Consider the following 16,798-nt stretch of genomic DNA (forward strand, 5'->3'; position numbering starts at 1 on the left):
TTGCAATTTGACTACATCATTATCGGGGCCGGCTCTGCCGGCAACGTACTGGCAACGCGACTGACTGAAGATCCGAATACCACCGTTCTGCTGCTTGAGGCGGGCGGGCCGGATTACCGCTTTGACTTCCGCACCCAAATGCCCGCCGCGCTGGCGTTCCCGCTGCAGGGCAAGCGCTACAACTGGGCGTATGAAACCGAGCCAGAGCCGTACATGAACAACCGCCGCATGGAGTGCGGGCGCGGCAAAGGGCTGGGCGGCTCGTCGCTGATCAACGGCATGTGCTACATCCGCGGTAACGCGATGGACCTCGACAACTGGGCCAAAGAGCCGGGTCTGGAGCACTGGAGCTACCTCAACTGCCTGCCCTACTACCGCAAGGCCGAGACGCGCGACGTGGGGCCGAACGACTACCACGGCGGCGACGGTCCGGTGAGCGTCACCACCTCTAAGCCGGGCGTGAACCCGCTGTTTGAGGCGATGGTGGAGGCGGGCGTGCAGGCGGGCTACCCGCGCACCGACGATCTCAACGGCTATCAGCAGGAGGGCTTCGGCCCGATGGACCGCACGGTCACGCCGCAGGGCAGACGCGCCAGCACCGCGCGCGGCTATCTGGACCAGGCCAAAAAGCGCCCGAACCTGACCATCCGCACTCACGCCATGACCGATCATATTATTTTTGACGGCAAGCGCGCGGCGGGCGTCGAGTGGCTGGAGGGCGAAAGCACCATCCCGTCCAGAGCGACGGCGAATAAAGAGGTGCTGCTGTGTGCGGGTGCGATTGCCTCCCCGCAGATCCTCCAGCGCTCCGGCGTGGGCAACGCGGAGCTGCTGAAGCAGTTCGATATTCCGCTGGTGCACGACCTGCCCGGCGTGGGCGAAAACCTGCAGGATCACCTGGAGATGTACCTCCAGTACGAATGCAAAGAGCCGGTCTCCCTCTACCCTGCCCTGCAGTGGTGGAACCAGCCGAAGATTGGCGCCGAGTGGCTGTTTGGCGGCACCGGCGTGGGCGCGAGCAACCACTTCGAAGCGGGCGGTTTTATCCGCAGCCGCGAAGAGTTCGAGTGGCCGAACATTCAGTACCACTTCCTGCCGGTAGCGATTAACTATAACGGTTCGAACGCGGTAAAAGAGCACGGCTTCCAGTGCCACGTCGGCTCCATGCGCTCCCCGAGCCGCGGCCACGTGCGCATCAAGTCGCGCGATCCGCACCAGCATCCGGCGATCCTGTTCAACTATATGTCACACGAGCAGGACTGGCAGGAGTTCCGCGACGCAATCCGCATCACCCGCGAGATCATGCACCAGCCCGCGCTGGACAAATATCGCGGTCGCGAAATCAGCCCGGGTATCGAATGCCAGACCGACGAGCAGCTGGACGAATTCGTGCGTAACCACGCCGAAACCGCCTTCCACCCGTGCGGCACCTGCAAGATGGGTTACGACGAGATGGCGGTGGTCGACGGCGAAGGCCGCGTTCACGGGCTGGAAGGGCTGCGCGTGGTGGATGCGTCGATCATGCCGCAGATCATCACCGGCAACCTGAACGCCACCACTATTATGATTGGCGAAAAAATTGCCGACGCCATCCGCGGGCGCGAGCCACTGGCGAAGAGCACGGCGGCGTATTATGTGGCGAACGGGGCACCGGTAAGACGCTAAGTTTCGCCCGCCTACGTTTCAACGATGATTAAAACCTCAGTTTCATAGACAAAAATCCCCGGACGTCGCCGCCGGGGATTTGTACCAGTCAGAACGCATTGTCCCTGAGACGAAATGAACGGGTAATGCGATCCCAGATCGCCACAAGCTCAGCTTCGCTATAGGCTGATGGGGGAGCAGTGTCGCTTCCTTCGGGTGGGATTTCGTTGCTGAGTGTCAGATCAAGACTGGGATGCATGAAGTCTGCATTTGTCTCATTCGCTACGGCTGTAAACATGAGCTGCGCTGAGGGATTATCGGATGATCTTTTTGGTGGGGCGGTAATCAGCCATTCATTGCCCGTGAAACCGGCAATCTGCGCTTCCCCCTTACGTAATGTGCGTCCATTAATGCTGTTGATATAAGACTGAATTTCCCCGGTTCGCTCCAGCATGGTGGTGCTTTCTTTCAGAGCATTATTGCTCCAGACGATAAAAGAAAATACCGAACTGTGCGGATAAATAAAGGTGATGTCTTCCTTTGGTTTACCGTTCCCGTCGCGGATAAACCCTTCTGAAATACAGGTGCCCGGCTGTGTCGGGATTTCATCATTTTTTCGCCCGCTCAGACGGGACATTAAGTCCTGTAGCTCTGCTAGTTTCTGAGGTTTGTTATTAATATGGCCAGGACTGACACCAGCATTGATAAAATCCTCCTTATCTTGTTGATATTTAGGATCTGATAAATCGATAATATCCTGACTGAGGATAAACGCTACCCCATCTATATACAGGTGCCCTTCCAGAGTGCGGCCATATCCTCCTTCACTCCCATTTCTATTCCGGTCAAAGATCACCGCATTCTCATTGATCCGGTACACCTGCTTTAAGAAAGGCTGATCCACTTTCCTCACTGTATGCCCGTTCAGCAACTCCTGCTCTCGTAGCCGGATACGTTGTTCAAATGCCGGGCGATAAAGTCGCTTGCTGCTGATGCTGATCTCATTGATTTTGGCATCTTCGGTCCGGGTGTTTTCAAAAGAGGTCGGAACCTCAAACACATAGCGCCCCACGCACTGGGCTTTAGTGTAGGCAAACAGGGTATCAACCATACGTTTTTCCTTAGCGGTCAATTCTGGTGGCGTATGAACAAACGTCACAAAGTTGTGAATATAGAATCCTGCCGCCAGCAACAGCATCGCCAGCGGAATAAGCAGGGGAAACGGGAATTTTTTCATGGTGCCGGCACCTGCTGCACGATTTTTACCACCGAGCGGACCGTGAACATCAGGGCGTCGGACAGGTCGCTGTAAACTGAACGGGAGCGATCCACAGGATCAACGGCATAGGCCCCTTCATGGTCAACATTGGTCGCCAGCACCCCAAAAATTCTGGGGGACCTGGTCCGGATCGCCTTTACTGGCACCGTGCCATCGCCGGGCGTGCCTGCGGAAATCAACTCAAAGGTTGTTCCTGCATCATACCGATATGTCGGTGACGATGGCTCTGGATAGCCCATCACCGGCACAGGCCGCAGAGCAGGCCGTTCTTTCCACGTCAGAAAAGCATCAGACTTATTGTCTGCACTCGCACCATAAAACAGCCAGGTCTGCGGGTGGTATTTGCCATTCAGTTTCTCAATGAATTCTTTAACTGGATTCTTTATCCGGTAAACAAAATCTTGCCACTCACTATTCGTATCCCCCAGCAGCAAATCCTTATCACATAGCCGCCACCAGTCCGTTTTGTTCAGGTATATTTCCGTGTACGGATCGCTCTTTGGTAGAGACTGTTGCGTATCGCCGCTCTCGATTTTCAGCCAGCCAGGACCGTAAGCCTTGCCCGGCAGCAGTTGTAACGGGCCGGGAGACTGGGCCAACACCGGCATCAGCTTCTCGGCACTGTCCCCGATAATTATCCCGGTAATTCCCCGTTCGCCGATTTTCATCCGTCGATAAGCTGCTGGCGAGCCAAGGTCCGGCATCACCCCGTGGACAATCCCCAGAATCTTGCTCTGACCGTTCATGTTTTCTGAATAATGTCGGGCAACTAGGCCTCCCATCGAATGGGTGACCAGAATGACTTTGTCCACCGCCAGACGACCGTGATATAACCCCAGAACCTTGCTGATATATTGGCCAAGCAACGCCGCCGAATCAGCATTCGACTGTAGCCAGTTATAGCCAAAAACGTGAAGCGGGTATAAAAAGTGGTGCCCGTGCGCCGCTTCTTCTTCCGTCAGCACCTGCTCTGCAGGTTCGTCACTGATCCTGACACCGGTAAAACGCTGCCGCGCCGTTTGTAATTGCGCTTCACGGAAATAATTATCTAACAGGATATCGTCGTCACTGAGCAGGTACTGTAACCGGTCAAGCGCCTCGCCGTAGCTCTTGTAAAACGCACTCCCCCAGCTCCGCACACACCGGGATGGGAACTTTTTACCGTCAGCCCCCTCATTGAAGATATTCCCGCTGTCATCAACAAATGTTGTTTTTGGGTCAAGAAGCTGTTTTCTTTTCTCCGGGCCTGCCAACGGCCATTTTTTTAGTGATTCAAAGCTGTACTCCCAGACTTTGTTCTCTTTATTCTTTAAATTAGATCCCATCACTCCTGGAATGAAAATAACCGGAATGATTTTGTGCGGCGGCATAAGGCAAACCGCCACGTAATTATTTTCTTTTGGCTGGGAGGTCAATTCATAATGAAACCGTCCATTGTCGTCCCAGATGGGCCGATGATAAGCACGATTTTCAGAGTCATCCATGAGTTAAGTTCCTGATATTGTAGATCCAGAAGGGCATTAGCGCATAAAATCCGCGAACAGAACTTAACCAAAATCAACTTTCAAATTCACTTTGCCACTCCCTTCCCAAAATATTTTCATCCTCCTGCATCCAGTTTCCACCCTGCCCTCGTATGTGAGTATGTGAGCAACGCCTTTGCTCCCTAATCCGAGGATAAATGATGAAAAAGCTACTCAGTGTTGCATTCGTATCCAGCGCTTTACTCTTCTGTGCAGGCGCATCAGCGGCCATGACGTCTGGCTCCGTGATGGTGGGCGGAGCGGAAATGTTCCCGAGCAAAAATATTGTTGAAAACGCCGTGAACTCTAAAGATCACACCACGCTGGTGGCGGCGGTTAAAGCGGCCGGGCTGGTGGATACGCTGCAGAGCAAAGGGCCATTCACCGTCTTTGCGCCCACCGATGCGGCGTTTGCAAAATTGCCTGCGGGTACGGTCGACAATCTGGTGAAGCCGGAAAATAAAGCGCTGCTCACCAGTATTCTGACCTATCACGTGGTCGTCGGTAATTACGATATGAAAGCGCTGGAGCAGAAAATTAAACAGGGCGGCGGCCACGCGGAGCTGAAAACCGTTAACGGTCAACCGCTGTGGATCATGAGTAACGGCCCGCACAATATTCAGCTCAAGGATGGTAAAGGTAACGTGGCGAACATCAGCACCTATGACGTCCATCAGAAAAATGGCGTGATCGATGTGATTGATACCGTCCTGATGCCTAAGTAGTTGTCTATACTTCGGAAGTGTGACGTTGCCTTCCGGGAAAAACATGGATAACGCGCTGGCTGAACAGCAGTTGAAATTAATGCAGGCGGTCGCAAACGGCGATCGCCGCGCATTTGAACAGCTTTACCGACTCACTTCACCGCATCTGTTTGCCGTCGCGCTGCGCATGCTACGCCATCGCGCCTGGGCAGAAGAGATCCTTCACGACTGTTTTGTCACCGTCTGGAGTAAAGCCGACACCTATAACGCCGCCCTAAGCTCTCCGATGACCTGGCTTACGCATATTGTTCGCAACCGCTGCATTGACTGGCTGCGCAGCGGGCAAACCCGCGCTGCCGCCCGCGAGGAGTCGTATTCCGAAGAGAGTCTGCTTAGCGAAAACGATGAGCAAAACAACGGGTACGATAACGCGCAGGCAGCACGACTCAGGCATTGTCTGGATCATCTGAGTCAGGAACAGCGCCAGAGCATTACGCTCGCCTACTATCAGGGCATGTCCCACAGCGACATTGCCGACTGGCTCCAGCAGCCCGTGGGCTCGGTAAAAAGCTGGATCCGCCGCGCGATGGATCATCTTCGGGAGTGCGTGGGCCTATGAATGACAGCGAAAAACGCGATGACATGCTGGCTGCAGAATATGCCCTCGGCACCCTGCGCGGAGGGGCGCGGCTTCAGTTCCAGAAGAGGCTTGCCGCTGAGCCCGGTCTGGCTGCCCGCGTGGCGTACTGGCAGGAAATGTTCAGCACGCTCGACAGTCATCTCGCGCCCGTTCACCCACCCGAGACGGTGTGGAAGAGGATAGCCCTCGATCTGCCACCGAAAAAGCCTTTGCGCCAAAGCCGGCCCTATCTCGGCTGGGTGGTCGCGGCCGGCCTCGCCGCCGTTACCGTCGTGACCTGGTATTCCATCCGAACGCCGGAACTCGCACCGCTGATGGTGCTCAACGATGCCCAACAGCACGGGCAATGGATCGTCAGTGCGGACAGCCGCCGCCAGTATCTGAGCATCACCCCTCTCAGACCGAACGCTGTCGCGGCGCAAAACAGCCTGCAGCTTTGGCTTATTCCTGCCGGGAAGGCCCCGATATCCCTTGGGCTGCTGCAACGTGATATACCGACTGATGTTGCCCTCAGGAAAAACACCCTTACCCCTGACGCGATGATAGCCATAAGCCTTGAACCTAAAGGGGGATCACCCACCGGTCAACCCACCGGCCCCGTGCTGTACAGCGGCAAGATTTAATCCTCCGGCCTTGTTCGCAGGGCCGCGGGGTCACCAAATTTTATTCTGTTCATATGATTGTTACATATAAGAATTAAATATTAAGCTTGCAATTAATTTAATTATTAAAAAACGTCATTGACATTTTCTTCCGCACTCCATTAAGTTTTAAGCGAGCATTATTTCATTCCAGATACAGAATATATCAAAAACGAGCATTTAAGAATTTTTCATAATTCTTAAACCGCTCCCTTATTTTTATTTATTTTGAATCACACAACAGTGAGATAAGATCATGAATAATAGTGCAAACAAAGTTGTTGTTATCACCGGTGCCAGCAGCGGTATTGGTGAGGCCATTGCCCTTCATCTGGCAAATAAACCTTTCTCTCTGGTGCTGGTTGCCCGTCGTCTGGAGAGAATTAACGCCCTGGTGGATCGCATTATTCAGCAGGGCGGCCAGGCGATTGCCGTGAAGGCGGACGTGACCCGACAGGAGGAGGTTCAGCGCGCGATTGACGCTGCCGTCGCCGCATACCAGCGCGTCGACGTGCTGATCAACAACGCAGGCTTTATGGCAATTGCTCCCCTCAGCGAGCTGAAAACCGACGAGTGGGACCGGATGATCGATACCAACATCAAAGGCGTGCTGTACGGTATCGCAGCGGCATTCCCGGTATTCCAGCGTCAGGGGAGCGGACACTTTATTAACGTGGCCTCCGTGGCGGGTATCAAGGTCCTTGCCCCCGGCGGCGTGGTGTACAGCGCCACGAAATTCGCCGTCCGCGCCCTGAGTGAAGGCTTACGTCAGGAAGCGGGGAAAACCGTTCGGACGACCCTTATTTCCCCCGGCGCCGTTGAAAGCGAGCTGCAGTTTGGCAGCTCTGATGCCCCGAGCAAACAGTTCCTGCATGAATTTTATAAGCAGGCTATTCCGGCAGAGTCGATTGCCAGGGCCGTATTATTTGCTATCGAACAGCCTGGCGACGTTGATGTAAATGAAATAATTGTCCGTCCTACGCAGGAAGAATTTTAGCATGAGTTAAATAACGCTGAATGAGGTGTCATTATGATTAAATCATTAACGTCCCTGTCAGATTTAAATATGCGATCGGGTGCCGATATTCTCCTTGAAGTGCTGGAGAGTGAAGGTGTGGAATATATTTTTGGCAACCCCGGCACCACCGAACTCCCGCTCATTGATGCCCTTCTTCGCCATGAAAATATTCACTATATTCTGGCACTCCAGGAGAGCAGCGTGGTCGCCATTGCCGACGGCTACGCGAAAGCCTCCGGCAAGACCGGTTTTATCAATTTGCATACCGCCAGCGGTCTTGGGCACGGCATGGGGAATCTCATTAATTCGCGGATCATGAAAACGCCGCTGGTTGTCACCGTCGGGCAGCAGGATACCCGGCACTACGTGCGCGACCCGCTCCTGTACGATGACATTGTCTCCATTGGATCGCCGGTGGTGAAATGGGCGCAGGAGGTCACCAGCGCCGACCAGCTTCCGGTGCTGGTGCGTCGGGCGTTTCATGCCGCCAGCTACCCTCCCGCGGGTCCGGTTCTGCTATCCCTGCCAATGAACGTGATGGAAGAGCTGAGCGACGCCGGGATACAAACGGCCTCTAAAGTGAACTACCACACAGTGGCGGGCTCGCTGGACGAGCTGGCGCAGGCGCTAAGCGAAGTCACCCCCGGCAGGATCATGATTGTGGCGGGGGATGAAGTTCACTCCAGCGGCTCGACGCAGGAGATTGTCCAGCTTGCTGAAGCGCTCGGCGCCCATGTCTACGGCTCCTCCTGGCCGTTGAATTTGCCCTTTCCCACGCAGCACGCGCTATGGCGAGGGAATATGCCCACCACCGCAAAGGAAATCGCCAGCGTCGTTAATGCCTACGATGCGGTGTTTATCATCGGCGGCAGAAGCCTGATTACCATTTTGTATAGCGAGGGCGAGGCCATTCCGGAAACCTGCGCGGTGTATCAGCTCTCGGCGGATATGAACGAACTTGGCCGCACCTACGCCACGCGCCTCTCGGTGATGGGGGATATAAAACTCTCCCTGAAGGAACTGCTGCCGAAGCTTGAGCAGCGCCGGGTGGCAAGCAAATTGACGCATCAGCGGCTGCTCAAAGCGGCACGCGCTGAACGAGAAAAAGAGTGGCAACTGCAGGAAGAGCGTCTGGCAGCCGAGCGGCTGCGCCCGGCGATTTCGCCGATGGTCGCGGCCTACGAGGTGATAAAGTCCGTTCCACCGGGCATAACGATTGTCGACGAGGCGATTGCAACGGCCAGACACGTTCGCCGGTTTATCTCCGACCAGCAGCACCCGCGCTACTACTTTATGCGCGGCGGCGGTCTGGGCTGGGGAATGCCTGCAGCAGTAGGTCACTCTCTGGGGCTGGGACGCGAGCCGGTTGTGTGTCTGGTTGGCGACGGTGCCTCCCTGTACTCGCCGCAGGCGCTCTGGACGGCGGCGCACGAAAATCTGCCCGTCACCTTTATCGTGATGAATAACCTGGAGTACAACATCCTGAAAAACTTCATGAAAGGACAGCCGGGCTACAGTTCGACAAAGCTGGGTCGTTTTATCGGGATGGATCTGATTAACCCGCGAATTGATTTCCAGTCGCTGGGCACCGCGATGGGTATCCGCTGCTGCCGGGTGACCCAGGCCGCGGATATCGCCACGGCGGTGACGCAGGGGCTACAGTCAGGAAAAACCAATTTGATCGAAATTGCCATTTCCGCAGATTGATCGCCCGTTTCAGATGTACCCTACATAAAACACTTATAACCGAAACGCCTCAAGCCGCTTAATCTGCCGCCCTTCCTCGTCAAAATTCTCCGCCGCCAGCCAGGCGCGCAGTTCGGCGTCTCTTTGCGGCCATTCGCCGTCAATAATAGAAAGCATATCGCTGTCGCGGTTGCGCCCTTTGCGCACCAGCTTCTGACGCAGGCGACCTTCCCAGACAAACCCCAGCCGCTCCGCCGCATTGCGTGACGCAACGTTCATGGAATCGCACTTCCACTCGACGCGCCGGTAGCCGTGCTCAAACGCATTTTTCAGCAGCAGCCACACCGTTTCGGTGCCCATCCGGGTTCCTTTCATCCTGCGCGACCAGGTCACGTGCCCGATCTCCACCGACCCCAGCAGCCGCTCGTTAGCCATATAGCTCACCAGCCCCACCGCGCGTTCGGTGCGTAAATCAATGACGGCAAACGGCACCAGCTCATCGTCCATCACCTTACCCACGATCCAGTGCACGGTGGCTTCCACGCTCGCTGGCTGCGTGCTGGCAAGCCACGTCCAGTCGCTGTCGTCGCCCAGCGCGTAGGCCTCATAGAGATCGGCCGCGTGGCGATCGGCGTCCAGCGGCTCCAGGCGGCAATACTGGCCGAATAGCGGCGTGCGGGTTAATACGCGCGCGCCTCTCCAGTCGGGAACGATATCGTTAACGGTTTGACCATGTTGATTGATTTCGGGCACGGCGGTGACTCCCTGAAAGGTAAGGAGTTTGTTATAGCAGGTTAAAAAGCGGGCGAAAAGCAGCGTATTTTAATAGCCCGAACGCATGCGATATTCCCGAAAGGCATAAGCAAAGCTGAATTTCGACTTTGCGTAATGTCAGAGTCGCCCTAACGTAGCGGAGCATAAAACAATCACAATATATTCTTCTCAGGGATCGCTATGACGAAAAAACTGTTGCCGTTACTGGTGCTGGCTGCGCTCTCAGGCGCTGTCCACGCCGCTACTCCGCCCAACACGCTGGTTGTTGCCCAGGGGCTGGATGACATCGTGAGCCTCGACCCGGCCGAAGCCAACGAGCTTTCCAGCATCCAGACCGTGCCGAGCCTGTATCAGCGTCTGGTACAGCCGGACCGCGATAACCCGGAAAAAATCACCCCGATTCTGGCAGAAAGCTGGGAAGCGGACGCGGCAGCCAAAACCCTGACGATTAAGCTTAAGCCCGATGCCAGATTCGCCTCCGGTAACCCGCTGCGCCCGGAAGACGTGATTTTCTCGTACACCCGCGCCGTGACGCTCAACAAATCCCCGGCCTTTATCCTCAACGTGCTGGGCTGGGACGCGAGCAACATCGCCAGCCAGCTGAAAAAGGTGGACGACCATACCCTCCAGCTTCACTGGACGGCGGACGTTAGCCCGTCGGTGGCGCTGAATATTCTCTCCACGCCGATTGCCTCCATCGTCGATGAAAAGCAGGTTGCGGCGAACGTGAAGGATAATGACTTCGGCAACGCCTGGCTGAAAATGCACTCGGCGGGCAGCGGCGCGTTCAAAATGCGCGTCTATCAGCCGCATCAGGCCATCGTGCTGGAAGCTAACGAATCAGCGCCCGGCGGCGCGCCGAAGCTCAAAAGCATCATCATTAAAAACGTCCCCGATCCGGCTTCACGCCGCCTGCTGATCCAGCAGGGTGATGCGGACGTGGCGCGCGATCTCGGTGCAGATCAGATAAGCGCCCTGGACGGCAAGCCGGGCGTGAAGGTGCTGAGCATTCCGTCCGCCGAGCAAAATTACCTGGTGTTTAACACCGGCAACAGCGCCAACCCGCTGCTGAACAACCCGGCGTTCTGGGAAGCCTCGCGCTGGCTGGTCGATTATGAAGGCATCACCAAAAATCTGCTGAAAGGCCAGTACTTTGTTCATCAGAGCTTCCTGCCGGTCGGCCTGCCGGGCGCGCTGGAAGACAACCCGTTTAAATTTGACCCGGCAAAAGCGAAAGCCATTCTCGCCAAAGCGGGCATTAAAGACGCGCACTTCACGCTGGACGTGGAGAACAAGCCGCCGTTTATCACCATCGCCCAGTCGATGCAGGCGAGCTTTGCTCAGGGCGGCGTGAAGGTCGATTTGCTGCCTGCCGCCGGGAGCCAGGTCTATGCCCGCGTGCGCGCAAAGCAGCATCAGGCGGCGATTCGTCTGTGGATCCCGGACTACTTCGACGCGCACTCAAACGCCAGCGCCTTCGCGTGGAACGACGGCAAATCCAGCACCGTGGCCGGGCTTAACGGCTGGAAAATTCCCGAGCTGAACAAAGCCACGCTGGCGGCGGTAGCCGAGCCGGATCCGGCGAAGCGTCTAGGTCTCTACAAAAAGATGCAGGAACAGCTGCAGCAGAATTCGCCGTACGTGTTCGTCGATCAGGGGAAAACCCAGATCGTGGTGCGCGATAACGTGAAGGGGTATCAGCAGGGGCTGAACGCGGATATGGTCTGGTACGATCGCGTCACGAAGTAGCCCTTCTCCTTCTCCCTCTCCCGTGGGAGAGGGTTGGGGTGAGGGCAACATCGTGCAACAGAGCCGCCTGTTCCCCCTCACCCCCGCCCTCTCCCACAGGGAGAGGGGGTCGTCCGTGCATATTTTCAGGATAACGATTTACCCATGCCACATCTTTCCACCCGCGTGCTCCAGGGTCTGCTGACCCTGCTGCTCACGCTCCTCGGGCTGCTGCTCGTCACGTTTGCGCTCTCGGCGTTTTCACCGGTCGATCGCGTGCTGCAGATCGTCGGCGATCACGCCAGCCAGTCAACCTACGATCAGGTTCGCCACCAGCTTGGGCTGGATCGGCCTCTGCCCGTGCAGTTCTGGCACTACCTGCAAAACCTTGCCCACGGGGATTTAGGCACCGCCAGCGCCACCGGGCAGCCGGTGCTGCAGGATCTGCTGCACGCGTTTCCCGCCACGCTCGAGCTGGCGACTTTGGCGTTAATCATCGGCGCCGTGCTCGGCGTGATTGCCGGGGTGCTGTGCGCCCGCTACGCCGGTTCGCCGCTTGATTTAGCCATCAGAACGCTCACCCTGCTCGGCAACTCGGTACCGATTTTCTGGCTCGGCCTGCTGATGCTGGCCCTGTTCTACGCGAAGCTGCAGTGGAGCGCGGGTCCCGGCAGGCTGGATGATATCTGGCAGTTCACCGTCGAGCCGCGTACCGGCTTTGCGCTGGTGGATACCTGGCTTTCCGGCGATCGCGAGGCGTTCCGCAACGCCCTCAGCCACCTGGTGCTGCCGGTGCTGCTGCTGGCCTATTACTCGCTGGCGAGCATCACGCGCCTGACGCGCTCCGCCTGCCTGAGCGAAATGAACAAAGAGTACATTCTGCTTGCCCGCGCCAAGGGCGCCGGGGAGATGACCATCCTGCTGCGCCACGTGCTGCCGAACATTCGCGGCACCCTGCTGACGGTGATCGCCCTCGCCTACACCAGCATGCTGGAAGGCGCGGTACTGACTGAAACCGTCTTCTCCTGGCCGGGGATTGGGCGCTACCTCACCACCGCCCTGTTCGCCGGAGACACCACCGCCGTCATGGGCGGCACGCTGCTGATTGGCGTCTGCTTTGTGCTGATCAATAACCTTACCGACCTGCTTGTGCGGGCGACCGATCCCAGGGTGCGCTGATGCCGTTTTATCTTTTCTTACGCCGCCTGCGCCGCTCCCCCGCCGCGTTTTGCGGGCTGGCTGCCATCGCGCTGCTGGTGGTTATCGCCCTGTTCGCGCCGTGGCTCGCGCCGCTTGACCCGAACTGGCAGGACGCCGCCGCGCGCCTGCAGGCACCGAATACTCAACACTGGCTGGGCACCGACAGCTACGGGCGGGACCTGCTTTCGCGCCTGATTTACGGCACCCGTCCGGCGCTCGGGCTGGTGGCATTAGTTACCGTAATCACCCTGCCCGCCGGGCTGCTGGTGGGGATTTTGTCCGGCTACTACGGCGGCTGGCTGGAGCGCATCCTGATGCGTTTTACCGACGTGGTGATGTCGATGCCGCGCCTGATACTCGCCTTCGCGTTTGTGGCGATGCTCGGCCCGGGGCTGGTCAACGGCGCGCTGGCGCTGGCCTTAACCACCTGGCCGGCCTACGCGCGTCAGGCGCGGAGTGAAATTCAGCGCCTGCGCCACAGCGATTATCTGGCCGCCGCCGAGATGATGGGCATTCGCGGCCCGCGCCTGCTGGTCGGCCATATTCTGCCCCTGTGCCTGCCGTCCGCGATTGTGCGGCTGGCGCTGGATCTGGCGGGGATTATTCTGGCAGCCGCCGGTCTGGGCTTCCTCGGCCTTGGCGCGCGTCCGCCGATGGCCGAATGGGGCGCGATGATCGCTGACGGCATGCAGGTGATTTTCGACCAGTGGTGGATTGCCGCCATTCCGGGCGGAGCGATTCTGTTTGCCAGCCTCGCCTTTAACCTCCTGGGCGACGGCCTGCGCGACGTACTGGAGCCACAGCATGACTGAACAACGCGTCATCGTCGATGCGCTGAATATCGACTACCCCGCCGCGCGCGTGGTCAACAACCTCAGCTTCACGCTGGGCAACGAGCGGCTGGCGCTGGTGGGGGAATCCGGCTCGGGCAAATCAATGTCCGCCCGCGCCCTGATGGGGCTGGTGCGTAAGCCCGGCATCGTGAGCGCGAACCGGCTTAACGTGCTCGGCAACGACCTGCTGACCCTGAGCACCCGCCGCTGGCAGGCGCTGCGCGGCAACGGGATTGCGATGGTCCTGCAGGACCCGCGCTACGCGCTGAATCCGGCGCAAAACGTCGCCGCTCAGCTCGATGAAGCGCTGACCCTGCACCAGCGCCTGCCCCGCGCCGAGCGCCTGGGGTGCATTCACGACATCATCCGCGCCGTCGGGCTCAACGAACACGTCCTCCAGCGCTACCCCGGCGAGCTCTCCGGGGGCATGGGCCAGCGGGTGATGATCGCCATTGCGCTGATCAACAACCCGCAGGTGCTGATTGCCGACGAACCCACCTCCGCGCTGGACGCCCGCCTGCGCAACCAGATCCTCGAACTGCTGGTGCAGCAGAGCGAAGAACGCCAGATGGCGATGCTGTTAATCAGCCACGATCTGCCGCTGGTGGCGGAGCACTGTGACCGCGTGCTGGTGATGTATCAGGGCGAGAAGGTCGATGAGATGGCGGCAAGCCGACTTCCGCAGGCGACGCACCCGTATACGCGAACCCTGTGGACCTGCCGACCCAATGCGCAAACGTTCGGCCAGATGCTGCCGACGCTGGACCGCACGCAGCCGTGGAAGGAGGCCGATAATGGCGCTCGTTGAGGTTAAGGATCTCCAGGTGAGATTCGGGGAGAAAACGGCGGTGTCCGCCGCCAGCTTTGGCATCGAGAAAGGTGAAACCTTCAGCCTGATCGGCGAATCCGGCTGCGGGAAATCGACTATTCTGCGCGTGCTGGCGGGATTGCAGCGCGAGTGGAACGGCCGTATTTCGATCCTGGGAGACGCGCTACGGCCAGGACGGCGTTTTGAAGGCGAGCTTCGCCGCAACGTGCAAATGGTGTTTCAGGATCCGTGGGCGTCTCTGCATCCAAACCACACCGTTGCGCGCACCCTGTCGGAGCCGTTAAACATCCACGGCGAAACGCAGATTGCCGAAAAGGTAGCGGATGCGCTGCAGCAGGTGGGGCTTTCCGCCGACGCGGGCAAGCGTTATCCGCACCAGCTTTCCGGCGGGCAGCGTCAGCGCGTGGCCATTGCCCGCGCGCTGCTGCTGCGCCCGCAGCTTCTGCTGCTGGACGAGCCGACTTCGGCGCTGGATATGTCCGTGCAGGCGGAAATTCTGAACCTGCTCAACCGCCTGAAGGCCGAGCACGGCATGACCTACCTGCTGGTGAGCCACGATGCGGACGTGATTGCCCATATGTCCGACCGGGCGGCATTTATGGCGCACGGGGAGATCCAGAGGATGTTTGACCGTGAGGCGATGTTGCGGGGTGAGCACAGGATGGGGTAAATGCGCGCGGCGGTGCCCGGTGGCGCTGCGCTTACCGGGCCTACGTTTCGTGCCGCGTTGATGGTTTTTCGTAGGCCGGGTAAGGCGTAGCCGCCACCCGGCAAAACCTTACTTCAGCAGCTTCACCGTGGCGTCGATGTCGATCTCATCTTCGGTGAAGATCAGCGTCGTATTCTGGAAGGTGGTGATCGCCAGCTTCTTCACCGTGCGCATTTCGCCCGGCTTTTTCTCGGATTTAGGCTTGATGCTGTTCATCAGCAGCCCAACCGACAGCACCGCGTTCTCTTTGTCGATTTTGGTATCAGCCGGCTCTTCTTCGTTAAACACCACGAAGGATTTGATGGAGGAGAGCTTCACGCGCTCGCCGGCAATAAAGAGATGTTTGCTTTCGGGGATCACCTTCACCGCGTAGGCGGAAAGGCCTTTGTTGTTGGTGGTTGGCTCAAAGGTCACCGCGGCATCTTTCTTAATCAGATCGGGGTTCGCGACCTTAATCACATGAAAATAGCGGTTGTCGCCGTTTTCATCTTTGATAAATCCAAAGCCTTTATCTTTAAACCACGTTGTGATTGTACCGTTCATCGCTGTTACCGCCTGTCAGATCGTAATGACTAAAGTTTTGCAGCGCGCAGTGTAATGCACAATGACGGAGGAGACAAAAAAAAGCCCCTGCACAGGTGCAGGGGAAAACTCATGTCAGAGCTTTTACCCTAAATAATTCGAGTTGCATGAAGGCGGCGACGCAGCGAATCCCCGGGAGCGTACATCAGTACGTGACTGGGGTGAGCGAGGAAAGCCAACGCACAGGCAACTTGAAGTATGACGGGTATATTAGTATTTAGTTGAACACCATCCCTCCATCGATTAAGAGCGACTGGCCGGTCATGTAGTCGGAATCCGGGCCTGCCAGGTATGAGACGCAGGCGGCGACATCTTCCGGCTCGGACAGGCGGCCAAGCGTAATGCGTTTGGCAAAGGTTTCGGTCCCGTAGCCGAGCGGTTTACCCGCCGCCTCGGAGACCTGACGGTCGATTTCCGCCCACATCGGCGTTTTGACGATGCCCGGACAGTAGGCGTTAACGGTGATCCCCAGCGGCGCGAGATCCCGTGCCGCGGTCTGGGTTAAGCCGCGCACCGCGAACTTGCTGGAACTGTAGACCGCCAGTTCCGGGTTGCCGGTGTGGCCCGCCTGGGAGCAGGCGTTGATGATCTTGCCGCCGTGTCCCTCTTTGCGGAAGGCGTCAATCGCGGCCTGGATCCCCCAGATCACCCCTTTCACGTTAATGTTGTAAACCTTGTCGACAATGTCCGGCGTGATGGATTCGATAGGGGTAGACGGCGCAATCCCGGCGTTATTCACGATCACGTTAAAGCCGCCCAGCGCGGTGCGCGCTTTCTCCACCGCAGCAAATACCTGTTCGCGGTCAGAGACATCGACCTTCACGGCGACGGCGTTACCGCCGTTACGGATAATTTCATCGGCGACGGCTCTTGCCGTCTCAACGTTATAGTCGGCGATGGCGACGGCAAAGCCGTCTTTCACCAGGCGAAGCGCGATCGCTTTACCAATCCCCTGGCCTGAGCCTGTTACGAGAGCAACTTTTTGCATTTCTCTGTCCTTATATTGAG

The 16,798-nt window shown here is 57.7% G+C and carries 16 protein-coding genes; 11 read left to right on the top strand and 5 right to left on the bottom strand.

Going from position 1 to position 16,798, the window contains the following annotated elements:
* Window positions 1-1,665 carry a choline dehydrogenase gene (gene betA, locus HCH49_RS10845; protein ID WP_221702671.1) on the top strand — a complete coding sequence of 555 codons (1,665 nt, stop codon included), beginning with the start codon at window positions 1-3 and terminating at the stop codon, window positions 1,663-1,665.
* Between the two features lie 88 nt (window positions 1,666-1,753).
* On the opposite strand, the gene HCH49_RS10850 is transcribed toward betA, so the two are convergent.
* Both HCH49_RS10850 and HCH49_RS10855 read right to left on the bottom strand, forming a co-directional pair.
* Window positions 1,754-2,881, bottom strand: coding sequence for a T6SS immunity protein Tli4 family protein (locus HCH49_RS10850; protein WP_221702672.1), 1,128 nt, complete (start codon window positions 2,879-2,881; stop codon window positions 1,754-1,756).
* The gene (locus tag HCH49_RS10855; RefSeq protein WP_221702673.1) at window positions 2,878-4,407 is read right to left on the bottom strand and encodes a lipase family alpha/beta hydrolase; all 1,530 of its coding nucleotides are present in this window, start codon (window positions 4,405-4,407) and stop codon (window positions 2,878-2,880) included. Before HCH49_RS10855 ends, HCH49_RS10850 begins: the two co-directional genes overlap by 4 nt.
* A gap of 200 nt (window positions 4,408-4,607) precedes the next feature.
* Here HCH49_RS10855 and HCH49_RS10860 point away from each other — a divergent pair, with 200 nt between their 5' ends.
* The 5 genes from HCH49_RS10860 (at window position 4,608) to HCH49_RS10880 (ending at window position 9,156) form a co-directional block, all read left to right on the top strand.
* Window positions 4,608-5,171, top strand: coding sequence for a fasciclin domain-containing protein (locus tag HCH49_RS10860; RefSeq protein ID WP_210867388.1), 564 nt, complete (start codon window positions 4,608-4,610; stop codon window positions 5,169-5,171).
* Window positions 5,172-5,214: 43 nt separating this feature from the next.
* Window positions 5,215-5,769, top strand: a complete 555-nt coding sequence (locus HCH49_RS10865) for an RNA polymerase sigma factor (RefSeq protein WP_221702674.1) — start codon at window positions 5,215-5,217, stop codon at window positions 5,767-5,769.
* Window positions 5,766-6,413 (top strand): anti-sigma factor domain-containing protein, encoded by a 648-nt coding sequence (locus HCH49_RS10870; protein WP_221702675.1) that lies wholly within the window; start codon window positions 5,766-5,768, stop codon window positions 6,411-6,413. The genes HCH49_RS10865 and HCH49_RS10870 overlap by 4 nt, the downstream gene beginning before the upstream one ends.
* A 274-nt stretch (window positions 6,414-6,687) precedes the next feature.
* Entirely contained in the window at window positions 6,688-7,428 is a 741-nt protein-coding gene (locus tag HCH49_RS10875) for an SDR family oxidoreductase (protein ID WP_033144879.1), read from the top strand.
* 33 nt (window positions 7,429-7,461) lie between these two features.
* Entirely contained in the window at window positions 7,462-9,156 is a 1,695-nt protein-coding gene (locus HCH49_RS10880) for a thiamine pyrophosphate-binding protein (protein WP_221702676.1), read from the top strand.
* 33 nt (window positions 9,157-9,189) lie between these two features.
* On the opposite strand, the gene HCH49_RS10885 is transcribed toward HCH49_RS10880, so the two are convergent.
* Complete coding sequence (locus HCH49_RS10885; protein WP_087822150.1) at window positions 9,190-9,888, bottom strand: GNAT family N-acetyltransferase; 699 nt, start codon at window positions 9,886-9,888, stop codon at window positions 9,190-9,192.
* Window positions 9,889-10,089: 201 nt separating this feature from the next.
* On the opposite strand from HCH49_RS10885, the gene HCH49_RS10890 reads away from it, so the two are divergent.
* From HCH49_RS10890 to HCH49_RS10910, 5 genes are all read left to right on the top strand, one after another.
* Window positions 10,090-11,658 carry an ABC transporter substrate-binding protein gene (locus HCH49_RS10890; RefSeq protein WP_221702677.1) on the top strand — a complete coding sequence of 523 codons (1,569 nt, stop codon included), beginning with the start codon at window positions 10,090-10,092 and terminating at the stop codon, window positions 11,656-11,658.
* Between the two features lie 144 nt (window positions 11,659-11,802).
* Window positions 11,803-12,816 (top strand): ABC transporter permease, encoded by a 1,014-nt coding sequence (locus tag HCH49_RS10895; protein ID WP_033144875.1) that lies wholly within the window; start codon window positions 11,803-11,805, stop codon window positions 12,814-12,816.
* On the top strand, window positions 12,816-13,649 hold the full coding sequence (locus tag HCH49_RS10900) for an ABC transporter permease (RefSeq protein ID WP_045887758.1): 834 nt from the start codon (window positions 12,816-12,818) through the stop codon (window positions 13,647-13,649). The genes HCH49_RS10895 and HCH49_RS10900 overlap by 1 nt, the downstream gene beginning before the upstream one ends.
* On the top strand, window positions 13,642-14,478 hold the full coding sequence (locus HCH49_RS10905) for an ABC transporter ATP-binding protein (RefSeq protein ID WP_221702678.1): 837 nt from the start codon (window positions 13,642-13,644) through the stop codon (window positions 14,476-14,478). The genes HCH49_RS10900 and HCH49_RS10905 overlap by 8 nt, the downstream gene beginning before the upstream one ends.
* A complete protein-coding gene (locus tag HCH49_RS10910; protein ID WP_087822147.1) occupies window positions 14,465-15,169 on the top strand; it encodes an ABC transporter ATP-binding protein in 705 nt (234 codons plus the stop codon). The genes HCH49_RS10905 and HCH49_RS10910 overlap by 14 nt, the downstream gene beginning before the upstream one ends.
* A gap of 108 nt (window positions 15,170-15,277) precedes the next feature.
* Here the strand turns inward: HCH49_RS10910 and HCH49_RS10915 are convergent, their stop codons facing one another.
* A complete protein-coding gene (locus HCH49_RS10915; protein ID WP_023310683.1) occupies window positions 15,278-15,751 on the bottom strand; it encodes a cold-shock protein in 474 nt (157 codons plus the stop codon).
* Between the two features lie 256 nt (window positions 15,752-16,007).
* Window positions 16,008-16,778 carry a (S)-acetoin forming diacetyl reductase gene (locus tag HCH49_RS10920; protein WP_024906954.1) on the bottom strand — a complete coding sequence of 257 codons (771 nt, stop codon included), beginning with the start codon at window positions 16,776-16,778 and terminating at the stop codon, window positions 16,008-16,010.
* Window positions 16,779-16,798: the final 20 nt, after the last annotated feature.

Source organism: Enterobacter sp. Y17, from assembly GCF_019730495.1.
GTDB classification, from domain to species: domain Bacteria; phylum Pseudomonadota; class Gammaproteobacteria; order Enterobacterales; family Enterobacteriaceae; genus Enterobacter; species Enterobacter asburiae_B.